The sequence below is a fragment of the Gorillibacterium timonense genome (assembly GCF_001457415.1).
Classification (GTDB): Bacteria; Bacillota; Bacilli; order Paenibacillales; family NBRC-103111; genus Gorillibacterium; species Gorillibacterium timonense.
Genome location: NZ_LN881724.1, coordinates 915,411 through 933,089 on the forward strand (window position 1 = coordinate 915,411; position 17,679 = coordinate 933,089).

Annotated in this window: 19 protein-coding genes; 10 read left to right on the top strand and 9 right to left on the bottom strand. The window is 53.2% G+C overall.

Features of this window, described 5'->3' with window-relative positions; all coding sequences use genetic code 11:
- Position 1: 1 nt before the first annotated feature.
- Positions 2-769: a YheC/YheD family protein gene (locus BN2684_RS16720; RefSeq protein WP_058303276.1), complete on the bottom strand. Its 768-nt coding sequence runs from the start codon at positions 767-769 to the stop codon at positions 2-4.
- A 164-nt stretch (positions 770-933) separates the two neighbouring features.
- Positions 934-1,173, bottom strand: coding sequence for a hypothetical protein (locus BN2684_RS16725; protein WP_058303277.1), 240 nt, complete (start codon positions 1,171-1,173; stop codon positions 934-936).
- Positions 1,174-1,388: 215 nt separating this feature from the next.
- Here BN2684_RS16725 and BN2684_RS16730 point away from each other — a divergent pair, with 215 nt between their 5' ends.
- A complete protein-coding gene (locus BN2684_RS16730; protein ID WP_058303278.1) occupies positions 1,389-2,615 on the top strand; it encodes a glycoside hydrolase family 130 protein in 1,227 nt (408 codons plus the stop codon).
- 72 nt (positions 2,616-2,687) lie between these two features.
- Here the strand turns inward: BN2684_RS16730 and BN2684_RS16735 are convergent, their stop codons facing one another.
- Together BN2684_RS16735 and BN2684_RS16740 are read right to left on the bottom strand one after the other, a co-directional pair.
- Complete coding sequence (locus tag BN2684_RS16735; RefSeq protein ID WP_058303279.1) at positions 2,688-3,269, bottom strand: GNAT family N-acetyltransferase; 582 nt, start codon at positions 3,267-3,269, stop codon at positions 2,688-2,690.
- A 277-nt stretch (positions 3,270-3,546) separates the two neighbouring features.
- A complete protein-coding gene (locus tag BN2684_RS16740; RefSeq protein ID WP_058303280.1) occupies positions 3,547-4,053 on the bottom strand; it encodes a ferritin family protein in 507 nt (168 codons plus the stop codon).
- Between the two features lie 216 nt (positions 4,054-4,269).
- Here BN2684_RS16740 and BN2684_RS16745 point away from each other — a divergent pair, with 216 nt between their 5' ends.
- Together BN2684_RS16745 and BN2684_RS16750 are read left to right on the top strand one after the other, a co-directional pair.
- Positions 4,270-5,733 (top strand): sensor histidine kinase, encoded by a 1,464-nt coding sequence (locus BN2684_RS16745; RefSeq protein ID WP_058303281.1) that lies wholly within the window; start codon positions 4,270-4,272, stop codon positions 5,731-5,733.
- A 13-nt stretch (positions 5,734-5,746) separates the two neighbouring features.
- Positions 5,747-6,433: a response regulator transcription factor gene (locus tag BN2684_RS16750; RefSeq protein ID WP_058303282.1), complete on the top strand. Its 687-nt coding sequence runs from the start codon at positions 5,747-5,749 to the stop codon at positions 6,431-6,433.
- Positions 6,434-6,511: 78 nt separating this feature from the next.
- Here the strand turns inward: BN2684_RS16750 and BN2684_RS16755 are convergent, their stop codons facing one another.
- From BN2684_RS16755 to BN2684_RS24575, 3 genes are all read right to left on the bottom strand, one after another.
- Positions 6,512-6,892, bottom strand: a complete 381-nt coding sequence (locus tag BN2684_RS16755; RefSeq protein ID WP_058303283.1) for a VOC family protein — start codon at positions 6,890-6,892, stop codon at positions 6,512-6,514.
- A 350-nt stretch (positions 6,893-7,242) separates the two neighbouring features.
- The gene (locus BN2684_RS16760; protein WP_058303284.1) at positions 7,243-7,818 is read right to left on the bottom strand and encodes a phosphatase PAP2 family protein; all 576 of its coding nucleotides are present in this window, start codon (positions 7,816-7,818) and stop codon (positions 7,243-7,245) included.
- The gene (locus tag BN2684_RS24575; RefSeq protein ID WP_058303285.1) at positions 7,799-7,999 is read right to left on the bottom strand and encodes a hypothetical protein; all 201 of its coding nucleotides are present in this window, start codon (positions 7,997-7,999) and stop codon (positions 7,799-7,801) included. Before BN2684_RS24575 ends, BN2684_RS16760 begins: the two co-directional genes overlap by 20 nt.
- Positions 8,000-8,246: 247 nt before the next feature.
- Between BN2684_RS24575 and BN2684_RS16770 the strand changes: the two genes are divergently transcribed.
- The 5 genes from BN2684_RS16770 (at position 8,247) to BN2684_RS16790 (ending at position 13,447) form a co-directional block, all read left to right on the top strand.
- The gene (locus tag BN2684_RS16770) at positions 8,247-9,431 is read left to right on the top strand and encodes an MGDG synthase family glycosyltransferase (RefSeq protein ID WP_058303286.1); all 1,185 of its coding nucleotides are present in this window, start codon (positions 8,247-8,249) and stop codon (positions 9,429-9,431) included.
- Entirely contained in the window at positions 9,415-10,644 is a 1,230-nt protein-coding gene (locus tag BN2684_RS16775; protein ID WP_108722226.1) for an MFS transporter, read from the top strand. The genes BN2684_RS16770 and BN2684_RS16775 overlap by 17 nt, the downstream gene beginning before the upstream one ends.
- A 22-nt stretch (positions 10,645-10,666) precedes the next feature.
- Entirely contained in the window at positions 10,667-11,293 is a 627-nt protein-coding gene (locus tag BN2684_RS16780; RefSeq protein WP_058303287.1) for a DedA family protein, read from the top strand.
- Positions 11,294-11,424: 131 nt separating this feature from the next.
- The gene (locus tag BN2684_RS16785; RefSeq protein WP_058303288.1) at positions 11,425-12,051 is read left to right on the top strand and encodes an SGNH/GDSL hydrolase family protein; all 627 of its coding nucleotides are present in this window, start codon (positions 11,425-11,427) and stop codon (positions 12,049-12,051) included.
- A 238-nt stretch (positions 12,052-12,289) separates the two neighbouring features.
- Entirely contained in the window at positions 12,290-13,447 is a 1,158-nt protein-coding gene (locus tag BN2684_RS16790; RefSeq protein ID WP_058303289.1) for an acyltransferase, read from the top strand.
- Positions 13,448-13,576: 129 nt separating this feature from the next.
- On the opposite strand, the gene melA is transcribed toward BN2684_RS16790, so the two are convergent.
- Positions 13,577-14,875 (bottom strand): alpha-glucosidase/alpha-galactosidase, encoded by a 1,299-nt coding sequence (gene melA, locus BN2684_RS16795; RefSeq protein ID WP_058303290.1) that lies wholly within the window; start codon positions 14,873-14,875, stop codon positions 13,577-13,579.
- Positions 14,876-15,010: 135 nt separating this feature from the next.
- On the opposite strand from melA, the gene BN2684_RS16800 reads away from it, so the two are divergent.
- Positions 15,011-15,922, top strand: coding sequence for an AraC family transcriptional regulator (locus tag BN2684_RS16800; protein WP_082652031.1), 912 nt, complete (start codon positions 15,011-15,013; stop codon positions 15,920-15,922).
- A 59-nt stretch (positions 15,923-15,981) separates the two neighbouring features.
- Here BN2684_RS16800 and BN2684_RS16805 read toward each other — a convergent pair whose 3' ends face one another.
- Complete coding sequence (locus BN2684_RS16805; protein WP_058303291.1) at positions 15,982-16,641, bottom strand: hypothetical protein; 660 nt, start codon at positions 16,639-16,641, stop codon at positions 15,982-15,984.
- Positions 16,642-16,931: 290 nt separating this feature from the next.
- Between BN2684_RS16805 and BN2684_RS16810 the strand changes: the two genes are divergently transcribed.
- Entirely contained in the window at positions 16,932-17,555 is a 624-nt protein-coding gene (locus BN2684_RS16810) for a glucosaminidase domain-containing protein (RefSeq protein WP_058303292.1), read from the top strand.
- Positions 17,556-17,679 lie beyond the last annotated feature (124 nt).

A 17,679-nucleotide genomic window follows, 5' to 3' on the forward strand; every position in this document is an offset into this window, starting at 1 on the left:
ATTAGGCTGGAGGAGCATCCGGGGATTCCGACAAGAACAGCTTCTTGTTTCGAAGGATTTGCTCCAGCATGGACTTATCCGGTATCTCCGTGAACAACTGGTGAGCAGGCCGGGTATTGGCTTCGATGAACCAGATGTACCCCTTTTTATCGATACCGAGATCGATACCGAGTTCTCGGATATCCGGAAATTTCTTTTCAAGCGCTTCGGCGATGTGCCGGGAGAGCTGACGGATTGTATCGGTGATTTCCCGTAAGGCGCTTGGACTGTTTCCGTAAACGGGCGGCAGAACCTCATGAAGCGTGGCGGCTTGACCGCCTCTTGTGTGATTGGTTATGAAGCGATGCGGCGCGGCGGTTCGAGCGACCATGCCGGGAACGGTCCACTCGCCGGCAGGCTTCTGCATATAAATGCGCAGATCGAAAAGCTTGCCTTTATACGTGGCTAAATCAAGACCTCGTTGCACAAGGTAAGGCGTAGCCGATTGTTCGTAGGTCCGGAAAGCCTTGATCAAGGAGGGATAGCTGTGGGATTTGCGGTTTTTGCCAAGCGCGATTTCATAGCTGCTCCCGATTTTGCGGACGCGAATGATACCGGCTCCTCCTGTTCCGCCATTGGGCTTGATAAAGATGGATGGGTACTTTTTCAACATTTGCAAAGCCCTGCTGGTCGAGAACCAATTCGTTTCGGGTAAATGCGGATGAACCTCGGGACTGTTCAGCAAGACTTGGTGCTTGATCATCTTTCCTTTCACTTGATAGCTAGGCAAGTGGGAACCCTCCTTACTCTCGTTACTTCGATATATGCATGAGCCATTCGCTTCGGAAAGGCTGTTAACATCGCAAAAAGCCCTGATCTTGAAACAGGGCCGGCAAGCGGCCAGTTTCGAAGACAGGGCTTTCGAATGGAGATCGGTCATGAGCTCACATGCAATTAGGGCTTTCTTCCGGATCGATAGATGACTGCTGCATACGCGATCAGAACGAACAGTGAAGCGCAGAAGCCGAGAATCGCCGCCAAAGAGGAGGCGCGAACCAGAGCAGAGCCGTTAAGGATGGTGATGATGGCGAGCAGCCCGAGATTCTCCCGGTTAAACCGAGTAAACCGATCCTTGCGGACGCGATAAAGGACCAAGATGAGAATGAGAAGAGTCATGAATGCGCGAAGCAGCATATAAGGAGCCCCCGATGGAAATGATCGTTCGAGCCATATTGTGTCGAACTCATTTATTATAGATAATTTCCTCGTATCCGGCCAGATTAAGATCGGGAAGAGATGGCAATAGACGAAAAAAATTAAATATTGTATAATAAAAATGATAAAATAATTGAAAAAAGTTGAAGAACGCAATGGTTCTTCATTTCTGATCTTGAGAAGGAGGCTAGAACATGCTGTTTCGCTATTTGGATCATCCGGTGCTGGAGCCGAAGCCGGGCTGCGCATGGGCGGATAAGATGGTGCTCAATCCCGCGATCATTCCCGACCCGGATTCGGACACCTTGCACATGCTGTTCCGCGCTACGGGGCCTTGGCCTGAGAAGAGAAGAGAGGACTGCCACGATCCTTACCCGATTTTTCTCGGGTATGCCAAGAGTGAGGATAAGGGAGTCACATGGACGGCCGATTATTCCCGCCCGGCGCTTGCCCCGGCGCTCGGGTATGACGAGACTGAGCTGTATATCGAAGACATCCATGGAAACCGGGTGCGCAATTATGCCAACGGCTGCATTGAAGACCCGCGTATTTTCCCCGTAGAGGGGGAGCTGTACTTGACGGTGGCCTGCCGTCCTTTTCCTCCTGGCCCGTATTGGTTGTCCGATCAGGAGCCTCCGGTTGAAACGCGATTCGAATACGTTCCGGACTGGATCTTCAGCAGCGACAAGAATGATCCGTTCATTAAGACGGCGCTCTCGAACGATACCGTTTCCGTCCTCTTTAAGCTGGATCTTAATCAACTGAAGGCCGGACATTACGAGCAGGCCTTTCAATATGTATGTCCGCTGACCGAAGGGTACGTCAGCGACAATCGCGATGTCTTCATCTTCCCGGACAAGATGGTCATCGACGGCCGTTCGCAGTATGTCATGCTCCACCGTCCGATGAATGTTCTTCCGTTTCCGGAAGGAGATGTCGTGAAGAAGCCGTCTATCTATGTCGCTGCCGCTGATTCGATAGAGGATTTCGCTACTTCGAAGGCGGTGCACCACCTGCTCGCCACAAGTCGTTTCGATTGGGAGGAGGACCGGATCGGAGCCAGCTGGCCTCCGCTGCGACTGACCGAAACCGATTGGCTTGTCCCGTATCACGGCAAGAAGGATGTGTATTTTGGTTATACGCAATCGTTTATGATTGTCCGCGAGCAGGACAATGACTTCCCGAAGGTCATCCACCGCTGCCCGGAACGCTTGATGTATGCGGAACGGGAGTGGGAGATGCCTGCCGATTACCCGACGCCTTGTCTGTTTACGACAGCAGGGGTGGTCGTGGATGGAGAACTCATCATGTCCTATGGAGCTGCGGATCAGAAGATCGGCATCGCTTGGGCGGACTTTGACGAGCTTGTCGCTCATATCCGCCGATTCGATGCGGAAGGACAGCTTATCGATAGGATCTGATTGAGCTGAGCGAAAGAAGGCCCGCCGGAACCTCCGGCGGGCCTTCTTTCGCTCATCTTTGCGGTTCGAAGATCAGAATTCCGTTCCTCTGACTTTGGCAAAGACCATCGTATCACGGAGCTCGCCGCTTGTGTCCAAGGTCTCTTTGCGCAGAATGCCGTCCAAAGTGAAACCACATCGTCGGGCTACTCCGGCGCTGGCAGCGTTGAGGCTATCGCAGCGAATTTCGATCCGATTCGCCTCAAGCTCGCGGATTGCGAATTCCGTAATTGCGTTTACGGCTTCGCTGATATACCCCTGCTTGGCGCAGGAGGTGCGAACCCAGTAGCCGATCTCAAATTTCCTTGCTTCCCAATTGATCCGATGCAGCCCGCTTCCGCCGATGAATTGCCCCGTGTCCTTGCGGATCAGCTGCAGGCGCAAGTCCTTGCGCTCCAGGAACCTCAAACGGGCCTCACGCAGATTGGTCTCCGTGTTATCCACGGAGGGGAGTGAGAGTGCCCAAGGCATCCAGGGCTTGAGCTCTTCTACACTTTCATGGATCGCTTCGTTCACCGCTTTTCCGTCACCGTAAAGGGGAGCCCGGATCAACAGTCGTTCGCTTTCAAAGCTTTCGGGAAATTCCAGCAGGATCAACTCCGAAGGGGAACCCATCCTTCATGCACCTCGATTAATAGGATGATAAAAGTTCCTGTTACCTTACCATAGAAGAAATCTCCTTATCAATAGGGGGGACGGGAAAAAATGAATGGAACGATTTAATCCGGAAGGCTACAATGGAAGGTAGGCTTCCCACCCGACATAGGAAATGAGGCTAAACGCTTGATACCGAAACCTGCCTCCCACGAACATGCCTTAATAAAAGCGTACACCTTCTTCACCTACGGCTCTCTTTAGCGAAAAAGCGGCGTCAGACCGCCGTCTAAAGCGATCACATCCGGTAGCTTCGCGTTTTGGATGAGTTCTCCGAAGCTTGATTCAGGGTGATCAAGTAGTTGTACTTGCTGGCGTGCTTTTGTTCGTCCATGAGGATGCCGAGGACAGTATCTTTATAGACACCGGCAGGCAGAGCGGACCAGATGGTCCGGTACCGTTCGACGGCGGACAACTCCCCGAACAGTGCTTTGACGAGTCCTTCGGGGTAGGAAGACAGTTTTACGTAAGGGAGTTCCGCTGCTGCAGGAACTTCTTGACCAGTCAGATCCCGATAGATGTCCCGAAACATGCGGTTATGTCCGCGTTCGTCATCCCGGATCGCAGCGATGATCTCCTTCTGTTCCTTGGACGGCGCTCTCTGAATCAATTCCTCATAAAACAATTCGTCGCTCTTCTCGCCTTGAACCGCTTCTTTAATCATCTGCAGAGCATGTGAATAATCGGTTGCCCAAACCGGACGGAATTCGGCGCGATACCAGTAAGGCACTAGAGGGGTAAACATTCGGCGCGTTCCTCCTATCGCAATGATGTCGGAATTATCCATATGCACAAACGCCCGGTTCTGTGCATGACGGGGAAAAGGCGGTTTCGATTATTTTAAGATCTACGTAAGATGGAGTTTATGGATTCGGGTTAAGCTGGAAAGAGCAGGCTCGCATTCGGTCTGTACGATCGGATGCTTACGGGATGCCAAATCAAAATTCACGGAGATGACCCCATGTCCATTCGCGTTCGATTGCTGCTGTCGTTTGCCGCCATGCTGCTCGTCCCGCTGATTTTGTTCTTGTTCGCGGCTCTGCTTTGGGGACTCGTCTATCGCGGAGACGTGAATACGCTCATGGATGCTTATAATGTAAAAGCGGTGATCAGCAGCATGGAGCGGCATGACGAGCGGCTTCTGAAGGAATTGAGGAGGACTGCGACTAGGAACCCCGATCTTCTGACTCAGCAGGACTACCTGCAGGAAATGGACGGGGAGCTGAAGTTGGCTCAGTCCAAGCTGATCGTCCGGATCGGCGGATCGCCCGGTTACGTGTCGGAGGAGCTTCGAACCACCGGGATTCTCGTTCGCCTGCCCGAGCCGGTCGAGGACCGGCATGATGACGAGGACTCTGTCGTCCGGCTGGAAGGACGAGTTTATACCCTCGACGGAATCGGTTTTCGCTTATCGGACGGGCGTTCGGGCGATCTCTTCGTCGTTCATCAGGAGGAGCCGCTGGTTGATTTCGCGAGGCGCTTTTTCCCGTTTCTGGTGATCTCGTTGCTCGTCATCTTCGTCCTCACCAATTTGACGTTGACCTATCTGGTCTCTCGAGGCATTCTCCGTCCGCTGAAGGAGCTGAGGCAAGCGGTCGAGAAAATCAAGGATGGCAACCTGGAATTCAAGCTACTTCCCGGCCGCAAGGATGAGATCGGGCAACTGAGCGACGCATTCGAGGCTATGCGCGGCAAACTGAAGGAATCGATTGACAAGCAGCTCCAATACGAGGAAAACCGCAAAGTGCTCATCTCCAACATATCGCATGATCTCAAAACACCGATCACCTCGATCCGCGGGTACGTGGACGGAATTCGGGACGGGGTAGCGGACACGCCGGAGAAGATGGAGAGGTACATGTCGACCATCGCGATCAAGACAGATGACATCGACCACTTGATCGACGAGCTGTTTCTCTATTCCAAGCTCGACCTCAATCGGCTGCCGTTTCATTTTGAAGCCGTGGAAATCGGCACCTTTCTTGCCGATTGTACCGACGATCTGCGCTTCGATTTGGAGAAGAAGGGAATCGAGCTGTGTACGGATATTTCGAATGTTCAACTGCTGATGGTGCGGGCCGACCGGGAGAAGGTGAAGCGGGTCATCACGAACATCGTCGGCAATTGCATCAAATACATGGATAAGCCGAAGAAAACCATTCGACTGCGAGCCGTCGCGGCAGGAATCGGAGTGCGCATCGAGATTGCGGACAACGGACCTGGAATAGAGCCGTCCGCATTGCCCTTCGTGTTCGACCGGTTTTATCGGGCGGAGCAGTCCCGCAATTCAAGGACCGGCGGAAGCGGCCTGGGTCTCGCCATTGCGAAACAGATCGTGGAAGGCCATGGAGGCGAGATCGGAGCGGCCAGCGAACAGGGTGAGGGGACGACGATTTACTTCACCTTGCCGACCATTGCTTCCTAAGAGGAGGGATAGTATGAAACGCATCTTGATCGTAGAGGATGAAATAAGCATCGCTGAGCTGGAACGGGACTATCTGGAGATCAACGGCTTTCAGGTGGACCTGGCGGAGGATGGAGAGAGGGGACTTGCGCTTGGACTTGACAGCGAGTATGACCTCATCATTCTCGACCTCATGCTACCGAAGGTGGACGGCTTTGAGGTCTGCCGGCAAATCCGCGGCAAGCGGAATGTCCCCATCCTGATCGTGTCGGCCAAAAAAGAAGACATCGACATCATCCGGGGGCTGGGGCTCGGAGCGGATGATTTCATTACAAAGCCCTTCAAGCCGGGAGAGCTTGTGGCCCGGGTGAAGGCTCATCTCGCCCGTTACGACAGGCTGACGGGAAGCCGCGAAGTGAGCGACGAGGTACAAATCCGCGGGCTTCTGGTCGATCGGGGAGCGAGGAGGGTATTCCTGAATGGGAAGGAGATTGTCCTGACCACGAAGGAATTCGACCTGCTGACCTTCTTGATGACGAATCCGAATCGGGTGTTCAGCAAGGATCAGCTGTTCGAGCGGCTGTGGGGCATCGATTCCTTGGGCGACGCCGCAACCGTTACGGTTCACATCCGCAAGCTGAGAGAAAAGATCGAGGAGGATACCTCCAACCCGCAATACATCGAAACCATCTGGGGAGCGGGATACCGCTTCAAGGTGTGAAGCGAGAAGGAATGCGGAGTGGGGGCTTGCGTTCTATACTGATTTCATACACGAATAAAGCAGATATAGGTTTTTATATTAGATAGCTATCCACCAAAATATGTTGTATTTATCTACTAATGCAAAACAATATCTATTCCAAGGAAGCGATTCCGGTCCATTCGGGTTATCATTTCTTATGGCATCTATTTTTAATACTTGATAGGCTTGAAAGACAGCTTTTTCGGTTCCTAAATCATAAAGACAGAATTGCATTACAGGATTTCCATTCATGTTAGATGTGTATTTCTCGTTCTCGCACAATGCAAGCACTTCGCTGTCGCCCATCATTATTGAAGCATGTTCGTATGTTCCATCTTCATGTTGTACATTAAATCCTAATGTTCCACTAAAAGCTTGTGTATAAAATTCTACTGCCTCAATTGAACCTCTTACATAAATTTGCGGACAGATTTTCATAAAAATCCCCTCGCATACAATTATATTTATCACCAGTTCGCAATTGTAAAAAGCAATTGTGAACTCTTTATTTGGTAATATTATACATTGGTATTATGGGAGAATCAAATCTTTATCCTAACAAAGCCTATTTTAAATGGGTATAGTTAATTATACATCGAAACCATCTGGGGGGCGGGATATCGCTTCAAAGTGTGAAGGGAAAGAGAACCGCGAGCTCCACTCCTTAAGGGGAATTGCCGGGTGATTGTTGCCGACCAAGATAGAAAAGCTGAAGAAGACTCCAGTTCCACTCTGACAGTGGTGCTGGAGTCTTCTCTGTTGAGAGGAGGATCAAACATCCTCCTCGGTCAATCGGGATGAGGGATAAAGGGAAGATGAACCGTCAACTTGCGATAGAGCTTCATGATCCAGGATAGAAGGGGATCGAGGCGATTCCTTCCCAGATGGACAGCAATGCCGCATACAAGAGCAAGAGCGGCGGCTCCCAGGATATCCGCCGGATAATGAACGCCGACATAGACTCGCGCCGCACCGGTCAAGAGAGCCAAGGCGAGCATGACGGTTCCGCGCCTTCGGCTGACGAACCAAACCGCGAAGGCGATGGCGAAGGCAAAGGTCGCATGGCTGCTCGGAAAAGACGGATCAGCGGCATGCGGGATCAATGGACGAAAGGCAAGGGCCACAAAGGGCCGCGGATGGTTGATGAGCGGAGCCAACAACATGTCTCCGAGGAGAGCAGCAGCCGTTGTCAAGCCCGCACAAATGACGAGCCGCTGATTGACTTCGCGTCCGGTCAACCAGAGCAGGACCAACCAAGCGAGCAGAACCCAGACGATGTCGTTCGCAAGCATGATCATGAGCGAGTCGAGTCCATGGCTGTGTCCGGCGAACCGATGAATCCATTCAAAAAGCTGATCGTTCACGCACTTCCCTCCTTTCCGTCGATTGTTCATCAGCCTGTTCATTTTGGAAGGATAGACGAAGCTCTTCGATCATGTGATGCACGCCCCCGAGCTTTCTTTTTCGTTGCTGCTCGATCGTACATGCAAGGCGATGTAGCTCAAGGATCAGCTGGTCCTGTCCTTTTTCATTGAGATGCAGCATTCTCTAAGACCTCCTTGGATTTCACATGCCTCCATCCTAGCGCAAAGTTATAAACAAAAGATTAAGCGTTTCTTTGCAAAACATTAAAAAAACAAGCCTGCGAACGTCTCCCAAGCCCCCCGGAATTTAATCAAAACATAAGAATTTGTTTATCTCCTATTAATGCGTTTTTCCTAGAATGAAGAGGAGCTTTCCCTGGACTTCAAGGGAGCAGCTTTAATCCTGTTAGCAGGGGTGTGGTTTCTCTATGAAAACCAACAGAAAGGTCCTCATCATCTATGCGAGCTTCGGAGACGGTCATCGGCAAGTAACCCGCGCCTTGGAAGAATCGTTCCTTCGTGAAGGCGGAACGGATGTCATGACGGTGGATTTGCTGGCGGAGGCTCATCCCTGGATGAATGCAGTCACGCGGACTATGTATACCAGAAGCTCTCAGTACAGCCCAGCCCTGTACGGCTGGAGTTACCGGTTCACGGAGCATCTGCAGTATGATCGGTTCTTGGTCAAGTGGCTGAATTCCTTGGGCAGCCGCAGGCTGAAGGAGCTGATTCAGGCAGAACAGCCGGATGCGATCATTCATACCTTTCCGATTCTGCCTCTCTTGGAGCTTCGCAAGAAGAAAGGCTGGGCTCTCCCGGCTGTGACGGTGCTGACGGATTATGTGCTGCACCAGAGGTGGGTTCATCCCGAGACGGATCAGTACTATGTCGCGACCGATGAGCTGCAAACCGAATTGCTCGCACAAGGGATTGCGAAAGAACGGGTCCGGGTAACCGGCATTCCGATTCGGAATGCGTTCCAGCGCTCGCTGGACGCCGATGAGATCGTCAGCCGATACGGCCTCGCTCCCGGCCGAAAGCTTGTCCTGCTTATGGCAGGTGCATACGGGGTTTTGTCCGATATCGACGATATCGTTCGAAGCCTGCTCCAAATGGACAACATTCAAGTGATGCTGGTTTGCGGGAAGAATGAACCGCTGCTCCATAAGATGCAGGCGTTATTCCCGGATGAACCCCGGCTTGCTCTGTTTGGTTATGTGGATCATGTGGAGGAACTGATGAAAGTGGCGTCCTGCATGGTGACCAAAGCCGGGGGAGTCACGTTGTCGGAGGCGCTGGCTATCGGGCTTCCGTTCATTGTCTACCGCCCGCTGCCCGGACAGGAGCAAGGAAACGCGCGTTTCTTGGCCGAGAGCGGATTCGGCTGCATTGCGAATGACGTCGAAGCCATTCGGCGGCAGCTTGAACGGATTCTAGCACTCCCGCCTCGAGATGAAATGGCGAGTGCCGGGGCGGAAGATCGAAGCATGGATGCAGCGGCCCTGATCGTATCCGACGTGATGGAGCTGATGGACCGTGCGGCACACAGCCAGCCTCTGCTCCTGCCGGCAAAACCGAAGAGGAGGAAGGCTCTGCATGGCAATCTCAATTGAAAAGCTCAAACCGGGGGTGTCTGATTCGCTGTTCCGTTATGCGGTCATTCTGTTCCTCGTGGAGTTCGTTCGGGGAGCTTATCTGATTTCGTATTTGCCCATCTACGCGACCGAGGAATTGGGGTTCAGCGTTTCCCTTGTCGGCCTTGCTGTGTCCATCCACTACTTGGCGGACAATCTGGTCAAATCGATCGCGGGTTACTTGCTGGATCGCTTCTCCTGGCGCTTGATCGTGAACTCCGGTCTGCTGCTTGCCTTCGCGGGGCTCGGGCTTCTGGTGGCCGGCCAGAGCGAATGGATGATCCTTACGGCCGCTGCTCTTCTTGGAATCGGAGGTTCACCCGTTTGGCTAGTCTGCCTAAGTCGAGTGGATGCCGCCAAGAGAGCCTCGCAGATGGGCTTTCTATACACGGCTTGGCTGGGGGGGCTCGGTCTCGGTCCAGTGCTCATCAACCTGCTGATGGACCAAAGCTACCGGCTTTCCTTCTGGCTGTTGATGGCGATGTGGGGGACCGCCATGCTGCTCTCCACCCGGCTGCAACCGACGAACACACAGCCCTACGCCCAGGTTTCCATTCGAGAGCAAGCCTCCATGATGGCCAAGCGGCTCAGAAAGCTCGGTCCCTTGGTACCGGGCATGATTGTGCAGACGATGGCCGCCGGCATGCTCGTGCCTATTCTTTCGAGCTTTGCTGCTAAGCAATTCGGAATGAGTCACTCGGAGTATTCCCTTGTGCTGATTGTCGGAGGGGTGAGCACAGCGATCTTCCTCATCCCCATGGGGAGACTTTGGGACCGCAAAGGCTCAAAGCAGCTCCTCGCTGGCGGGTTCGCCTTCTTCGCTGCCGCTCTCTGCGGCCTGACAATGGTGAACACCCTCGGTTGGGCGCTGCTTCTGGCGGTTTCTCTCGGCATAGGCTACGCGGCTGTGCTTCCAGCCTGGAATGCAATGCTGGGCCAGTTCATTCCACAGGAGCAGCAGGGAGTCAACTGGGGCGTCTTCTCCAGCCTGGAGGGGCTCGGCGTCATCATCGGGCCGATTCTAGGCGGCTGGCTGGCTGGCCGGTACAACGAATCCATCGCCATCTGGATAAGCGCCCTGCTGCTAGCTGGTCTTGCGCTGTTTTATTTCCGGCTGCCCTCCTCCCGCCTTGCAGAAGTCGAGACGGATGCTTCATCACGAGGACAAGGGACGCCGCTTAAATCCCATTGAACAATCGAATCGAGGTGCATCTATGCAGCAACTATTGGAATGGATTGGATCGCTTGCGACTTCTCTGATTGACACGTTTGGCCTCCTCGGCATTTTTATCGGAATGATTTTGGAAAGTGCCTGCATTCCCTTGCCCAGTGAAGTCATCCTGCTGACCGGCGGCTTTTTTGCAGCGAATGGAACCTTTCCCTTATGGGGAGTCATCGCAGCGGGAGTGATCGGCAATCTGATCGGCTCCGTCTTGATCTATTGGGTGGGGGCGAAAAGGGCCAGGACGTTTTTGGAGAAGTACGGCAGGTACGTCCTCCTCAGTCAAAAGCATTTGGACAAAGCCGATGCCTGGTTTAGCCGGTATGGCGACTGGGCGGCTTTCATCGGGCGCATTCTGCCCTTCATTCGCACCTTTATCTCGCTTCCAGCGGGAATCGCTCGAATGAACTTTTCGAAATTTTGCTTGTATACCTTCCTCGGGTGCATCCCCTGGAACATCGCTCTCGCGTATCTGGGATATGGCCTCGGGGCGAATTGGAAAAAGGTCGAGGCTTACCTCCATCCGATTAGCTACGCTCTTTTGCTTCTGTTTGTCCTGGCGGTGCTGCGCTTCTTGTTCCAAGCTTATCGGCAGCGCAAGGAGAAGGGAATCTCATAAGTAATTGCCGAATTCTGGTTGTCGGGCTTTTTCATTTGGAGTAAGGTAGGAATGGACGAGCAGACAGGACGGGCTGATCACGGGAGCCCCTGTCCTAAAGCAGTCGGAATCAGGTGAAGGAGAGAATGGACATGACACGCATCAAGGATAACGCGCTAGTATTGTTCCAGGGGGATAGCATCACGGATTGCGGGCGGAATTATCAGGATCCGAACAGCTTGGGCTACGGCTATGCCCTCCTGATCGCAGCGGCATTCGGCCGGAAATATCCGGAGAAGAACGTGCGGTTCTTAAACCGGGGAGTGAACGGCAACCGTGTAACCGATCTGTATGAGCGCTGGGAACGAGATTGCACCCTGCTAAAGCCGGATTGGGTGTCCATCTACATCGGGATCAACGATACGTGGCGTCGTTTTGACAATAACGATCCGACAACGGCGGACGAGTATTACGAAGGATACCGGAGGCTGCTTCTGCGGACACAGGAGAACACGGAAGCCGGGATCATTCTCGTCGAGCCTTTTGTTCTGCCGGTGCCGGAAGACCGCAAAACCTGGAGAGAGGATCTTGACCCGAAGATTCAAGCTGTCCGTGAGCTGGCGAGGGAATTCCATACCCCTTATGTTGCGCTGGACGGACGGTTTGCGGCGGTCAGCACCGAGACCGATCCGGCCTTCTGGGCGGGAGACGGCGTGCATCCGAGTCCGGCGGGCCACGCGATCATCGCAGAGGCTTGGTTGGAAGCGATGAAGGCCTGATTCATGTGGTTGACTACCGTCATGTGACGCCGAGCACCACGACGGGGAGCTATGCTTCTTACCGAGTTGTGAGCCGATGAATAGAAGTAGAGCGTTGCTCTAGAGTCTGCTGGCGGAGGGTGCAAGTTGCCTTTGCAGCAGGCTTTTTTTTGGTATGGATGGTTATTTATGAACTGACAAAATATACATGATATGGTATGGTGTGAGCATCTTGGTAGAATCGGAAAAGAGGAAGCCGATGGGAAAGCCATACCGGATGGAAATCGAATTCATGCGGGCATTTGCCATCGTGGCGGTGATCCTGATCCATGCCACGGGCCTTGTATTCAGTCAGCTTCCCGCCGAGGTGAGCTCGTACCCGGTGTATTTCTTTTTGAATATCTTTTCGTCCTTTGCCGTTCCCGTCTTTATTTTCATCAGTGGTTTTTCTTTCTACTATACCTATCAGGATACGGAGATGACTGGAGCGGCGGCGAAACTCTTTTACAAGAAGAGACTGACGGCGATCGCTTGGCCTTATTCGATCTTCGCGGTGCTGTACTTTGTGATCCTTTGCAGAGACTATACCTTTCCCAAAACCCTCATTACGTTTGCCTATCAATTTCTGACCGGTCGAACCTATACGCCGCTCTACTTCATCTTCGTCATCGTTCAGTTTTACCTCATCTTCCCGCTCTTGATTCGCCTGCTGAAGACAAAAGCTTTCAGCCGCTATCTGTGGGTAACCGGGCTTCTGCTGAAGGCGGGGTATTTCCTCATCAACAAATTCTATATCGCCCATCTCTCTTTTCTGCCGAATCTCTTTCATCGGACAGGTAGCATCTTCGTTTCGTACATCGCTTATTTTTGTATCGGAGGTTATGTAGCTCTTCATTATGAACGGATACTTGCGGCAGGTAAGCGGCTTTCTCGCAAGTTCGTCTTATTCGCGCTTTGGCTGGCGGCTGGAAGTATCCTCGTGTGGCTCTACTATGTGGGGCAGGTTCGTCACCATTGGCTGGATTCCGCTGTCTACGAGTCTGTGCAAGTTCTGTTTAGCTTGCTGTCCGCTTTCGAGCTCCTGCTGCTGTCTCGGCTTGTTCTGAATCGAACGGAGCTCATGGCGAAGCTGCTAACCTCCCTAGGGGTTTGTTCTCTGGGGATTTATTACGTTCATCCGCTAGTGCTGCTCCTCTATCGTAAAATTCCGTTGCCCGAATCGATGATCGGTTATCATCTGTATTATTTCTTTCAGTTTGGCTGTGCGCTCGCCGTCTCTTGGGGATTGACAGGGCTGATCGCGGGAAAGGTGCGGGGAGGAGCGAAGCTCATCGGAGTGTCTGATCGGAGGAAAAAGGCGCCTCTTGCGAGTACGACGGGTCTCCATGCTCCAGTTGGCGGAAGCCAGGTGGGATGACCGAATGAAAGCGAATGGCGGCATTTGACAATGCGTAAAAAAACGCCTCCAAGCCCACGGATATCGCGGATTTGGAGGCGTCTTCGTCTGACTTTGGGTTATTCTGGGGTTAGCCTTTGATTCGGATTTTTACCGGAATGAAGGAAGCCAATCGCCGTGCGCTTCAATCAGATCGTCGCACAGGGAAACGATGTCGTCGAGCGACAATTCCGCTGAGGTATGCGGGTCGAGCATGGCTGCGTGATAGATATGCTCCCTCTTGCGAGTGATAGCGGCTTCGATGGTCAAGAGCTGCGTATTGATGTTGGTGCGGTTCAGAGCGGCGCATTGCGGCGGTAAATCGCCCACATAGGTCGGCATTACACCGCTTCGGTCCACAAGGCAAGGAACCTCGACGCAGGCTTCCTTCGGGAGATTCGGAATGAGGCCGGTGTTCATGACGTTGCCGCCGATCTTATACGGGACGCCTGTTTCGATGGCTTCGAGGATATAGGAGGCATACTCATGGCTGCGCGTGTGGGTTAAGTCTTGATCATGCACAAGCTGTTCGCGCATGTCCTTCCAGTTCTCGATCTGTTTCGCGCAGCGGCGCGGGTATTCGTCGAGCGGAATGTTGAAGCGGTCGATCAGCTCGGGATAGCTCTTCTTGATAAAATACGGATGGTATTCGGCATTGTGTTCCGAGGATTCCGTAATGTAGTACCCGAATTTGAGCATCATCTCCAGACGGACCATGTCAGGATGCTTTTCCTTCTGCTTCTCCACGGCACGTCGCTTGATTTCGGGATAGAGATCGACGCCGTCTTTCTTCGCCTCCAGGAGCCAAGCCATGTGGTTGATTCCGGCGATCTTTGCTTCCACGCCTGTGGGATCCATGTCGAGCAGCTCGAACAGGGAAGGGACGCACACCTGTACGCTATGGCATAGCCCAACTGTGCGGACATGGCCATATGTATTCATGACATTTGTGAGAACCGCCATCGGGTTGGTGTAATTCAGGAAGAGTGCATCCGGGCAAACCTCCCGGATATCCTCCGCGAAGCCGAGCATCACGGGGATGGTTCGCAGGTTGCGGAAAATCCCTCCGATGCCTACGGTGTCGGCGATGGTTTGACGAAGTCCATACTTCTTGGGGATTTCAAAATCGGTGATGGTGCATGGATCATACCCGCCTACTTGGATGGCGTTGATGACGTACTTGGCGCCGCGCAGCGCCTCCTTCCGATCGTGGTATGCCTTGATGGAACAAGTGCTCTTCGAGGATTTGCGAATGTTCTTGAGCATCGCCTCCGAGTCGGACAGCCGCTCGTGATCGATGTCGAATAAGGCGAGCTCGAAGTCCTGCAGCGCCGGTGTCCTCATGCAGTCGCCTAGGACGTTTTTGGCAAATACGGTACTGCCCGCTCCGAGAAAGACGATTTTGTTCATCGGATCTACCTCCGTTAGTTTGTCTTCTTCATTCCTCTTTCAATGTACTCCAAACCGTTCTCTCAAGGTATGGGAAGAACAAGCAGGAATATGGAGGAATGTAGCGAAAACTTGAGGAGATGAGGAGGGCGTGCCATGGTTGCCGAGCATAAACGATTTCAGATTAGTATCCATTCAGGGGCGAGCAGCGGAGAGATGTCCGTCCTGTTCAGCGGCATGGCGGAGCCACAGCCCGGCCATTCCATTGGTCCCGCCATTCACGATTATTTCCTGATCCATACCGTTTTGAGGGGAGAAGGGGTGTTCGAGACAGGGGGGAGAAGGTACCCGTGCTCCGAGGGAGATACGTTCGTGATCTTTCCGGGCGTTCTTTTCCGCTATGAGGCGGGACAGGAGGAACCTTGGCAGTACTGCTGGGTCGCCTTCAAGGGGAGCCGCTCCCGCTCGATTCTGGACGAGCTCGGCATCATTCCGGAGAATCCGGTCATCCGCCATTCCGGCGGTCCGCTCGTACGCGCTCTCTATAAGCAATTGCGGAGCAGCTTGAAGCGGGAAGACTCCGACGCGCTTGCCGACCTGGAAGCGTCGGGAATTCTACGGCTTCTGCTCACCCGCTTCGGCGAGGCGAGTCTTGCGGCGACTCCGGTACCGGAACGGCCGTTGGCTGAATCGGACCGCAGGCTGGACCGGATCATCAGCTGGCTGCTGCTGCAATATGCCCAGCCGATCTCCATTCAGCAGATTGCCGATACGTTCGGCTATCACAGGACTCATCTGTCAAGGATCTTCAAGGAAAAGACCGGATTATCTCCGGCCCGATTTCTCTTGAAAGTACGAATGGAGAAGGCGAAGCAGCTTCTTAGCACCGCATTGACCATCACGGAGGTCGCAGCATCGGTGGGTTATGCGGACCCCCTGTATTTCTCCAAGCAATTCCATCGCTGGGCAGGGAAGTCCCCCACGGATTATAGAAGCTCGCAGGCTTCTGTCGCTCCAAGGGTGAATCCAGCCTCATCGCGGGACCGAAGTTCCGGTTCAACAGCATGAATGCAGCTTGAATCGTCAAGGAGTCGCAATTCCAGTCCCACTGCTTGAACACAGCCGATTCATTTAGGGATATCGATTCGGTTGTCCGCTAGAAACTTGGTTAGGTCATAAGGAAGCACGATGAGATGCATGCGGGACTGATCATCAATGAACAACAGCCGATGCGGCCCGCCAGTTGATTCCGCAAACAAGAACAGCTCCCGAACCTGTCCCTGGTACCAGGGCTTGTTCACTTGGACGGGGGGAATCAAGGCGATACGCAGACCGATTCCGCTATGCGGCTCAAAGGCCAGCTCTCCAGCCTTGCCCGAACCGGCGTCCAGCCAGCGGATCGCTTCCTGGCGCAGGCTGTCGGTAACGGGGATGAGCCGGATGACCTGCTCCATCTTCACATCGAACAGCTCAGCATCAGGGATCGTCATTGGTGTTGCCGAAGCGGAGGGGGCCGGAGCCGGCGATGGAACGGATTCGGCTCCGACACCGATGATACGGCCGGCACAGAATCCAGTCGAAGGGATTCCCATGGTGATGATCAAGACGGTGAGGATGCCGGTCAAGAGGGTAAGGAGATGCGGGTTGCGAGCGGAGAATCGGCTTCGATGAACGGACCTGTCCGATATCGCTGATACATATCGGGCCTGCCTCCTTGCGGCTGCGCCTTCTTTCCTAAGGTGTTGGAGTGAATGTAAAAGGAATCGGTGCTTGTATGTAGGGGTCATATTCGCGCTCCACTTCGGATAGAGTTGGATTCTCCGTACAAGGAAACTCTGACATCGGGTAACCACCATTGGGCGATATTGGATTACTAATAGTATGGGAAACTTAGCATGGAAACTTTCACCCTGCCACATACCCTTTCACAAAAATTTGACGATAAGGTTGTCCTTTTCCTCCTTTTTTACACTATAAAGGGCATGAGAACGAGAGAGCGTAGCAAACGTTCGTTGAGGGCTCCGGACGAATGCCACACGCGACTCAATCTCAACCACTATAGAGGAGGGATTTTCTTATGGCTTTTAGTTGTGCCACGAAAGCAAATGGTTCGCAGTTGGATGTGGATACCTTCATCAATGTTTATGGCAAATACGCGAGCTGGGCCAGCGGGGCAACCAAGCTTCCGTACGCATTAATCCTTATTCAATTTGCCCATGAGAGCAATTGGGGCAAGGCAAATATTGGCACTCCCTACAACAACCCCGCTAATTACGGGGTAAGCGGACCCAATAATCCTTATAGCAATATCTGCTTCGGGACAAGCAGCGGGTACATCGTCCCCATGACCTCGACCAGCAAATTTAAGGTGAATGCGGTGGATGGAAGCGACAGAACGGCAGCGAAGTACGTCTTGGATGCCTACAAAAATGGGTACACCGTTCCTGCCACCAATCGGTATGGCTCGGTCCCGGGAGCGGGCACCAAGCTGGCCGCCGGGTTTCAGGCAGCGTGTGCGGCAATGGGGGCGATGGGCTGGGCTGAAAGCTACTATTACAACTCCGGTTCCACCAATGTTCCGAAGACCGCCGGCAATATTCTCATGCGCTGGTATGACCTTTATCTGAAAGGCAAGATTGCAGATACGACGATCGGTTCGAATACGGTCCCGTCCTGCTGCGATTTTCCGCCGGAAACGTAAGCAACACAAACAAGCGGACTGACGGATTCGTCCGTTCGCGAGATGTTGCGACCCATTTGATGAACGAATCATCATACGAGAAGGGGAAGTTCCAAAAGCGGGTTCTCACCTGCTTGGGGAACGC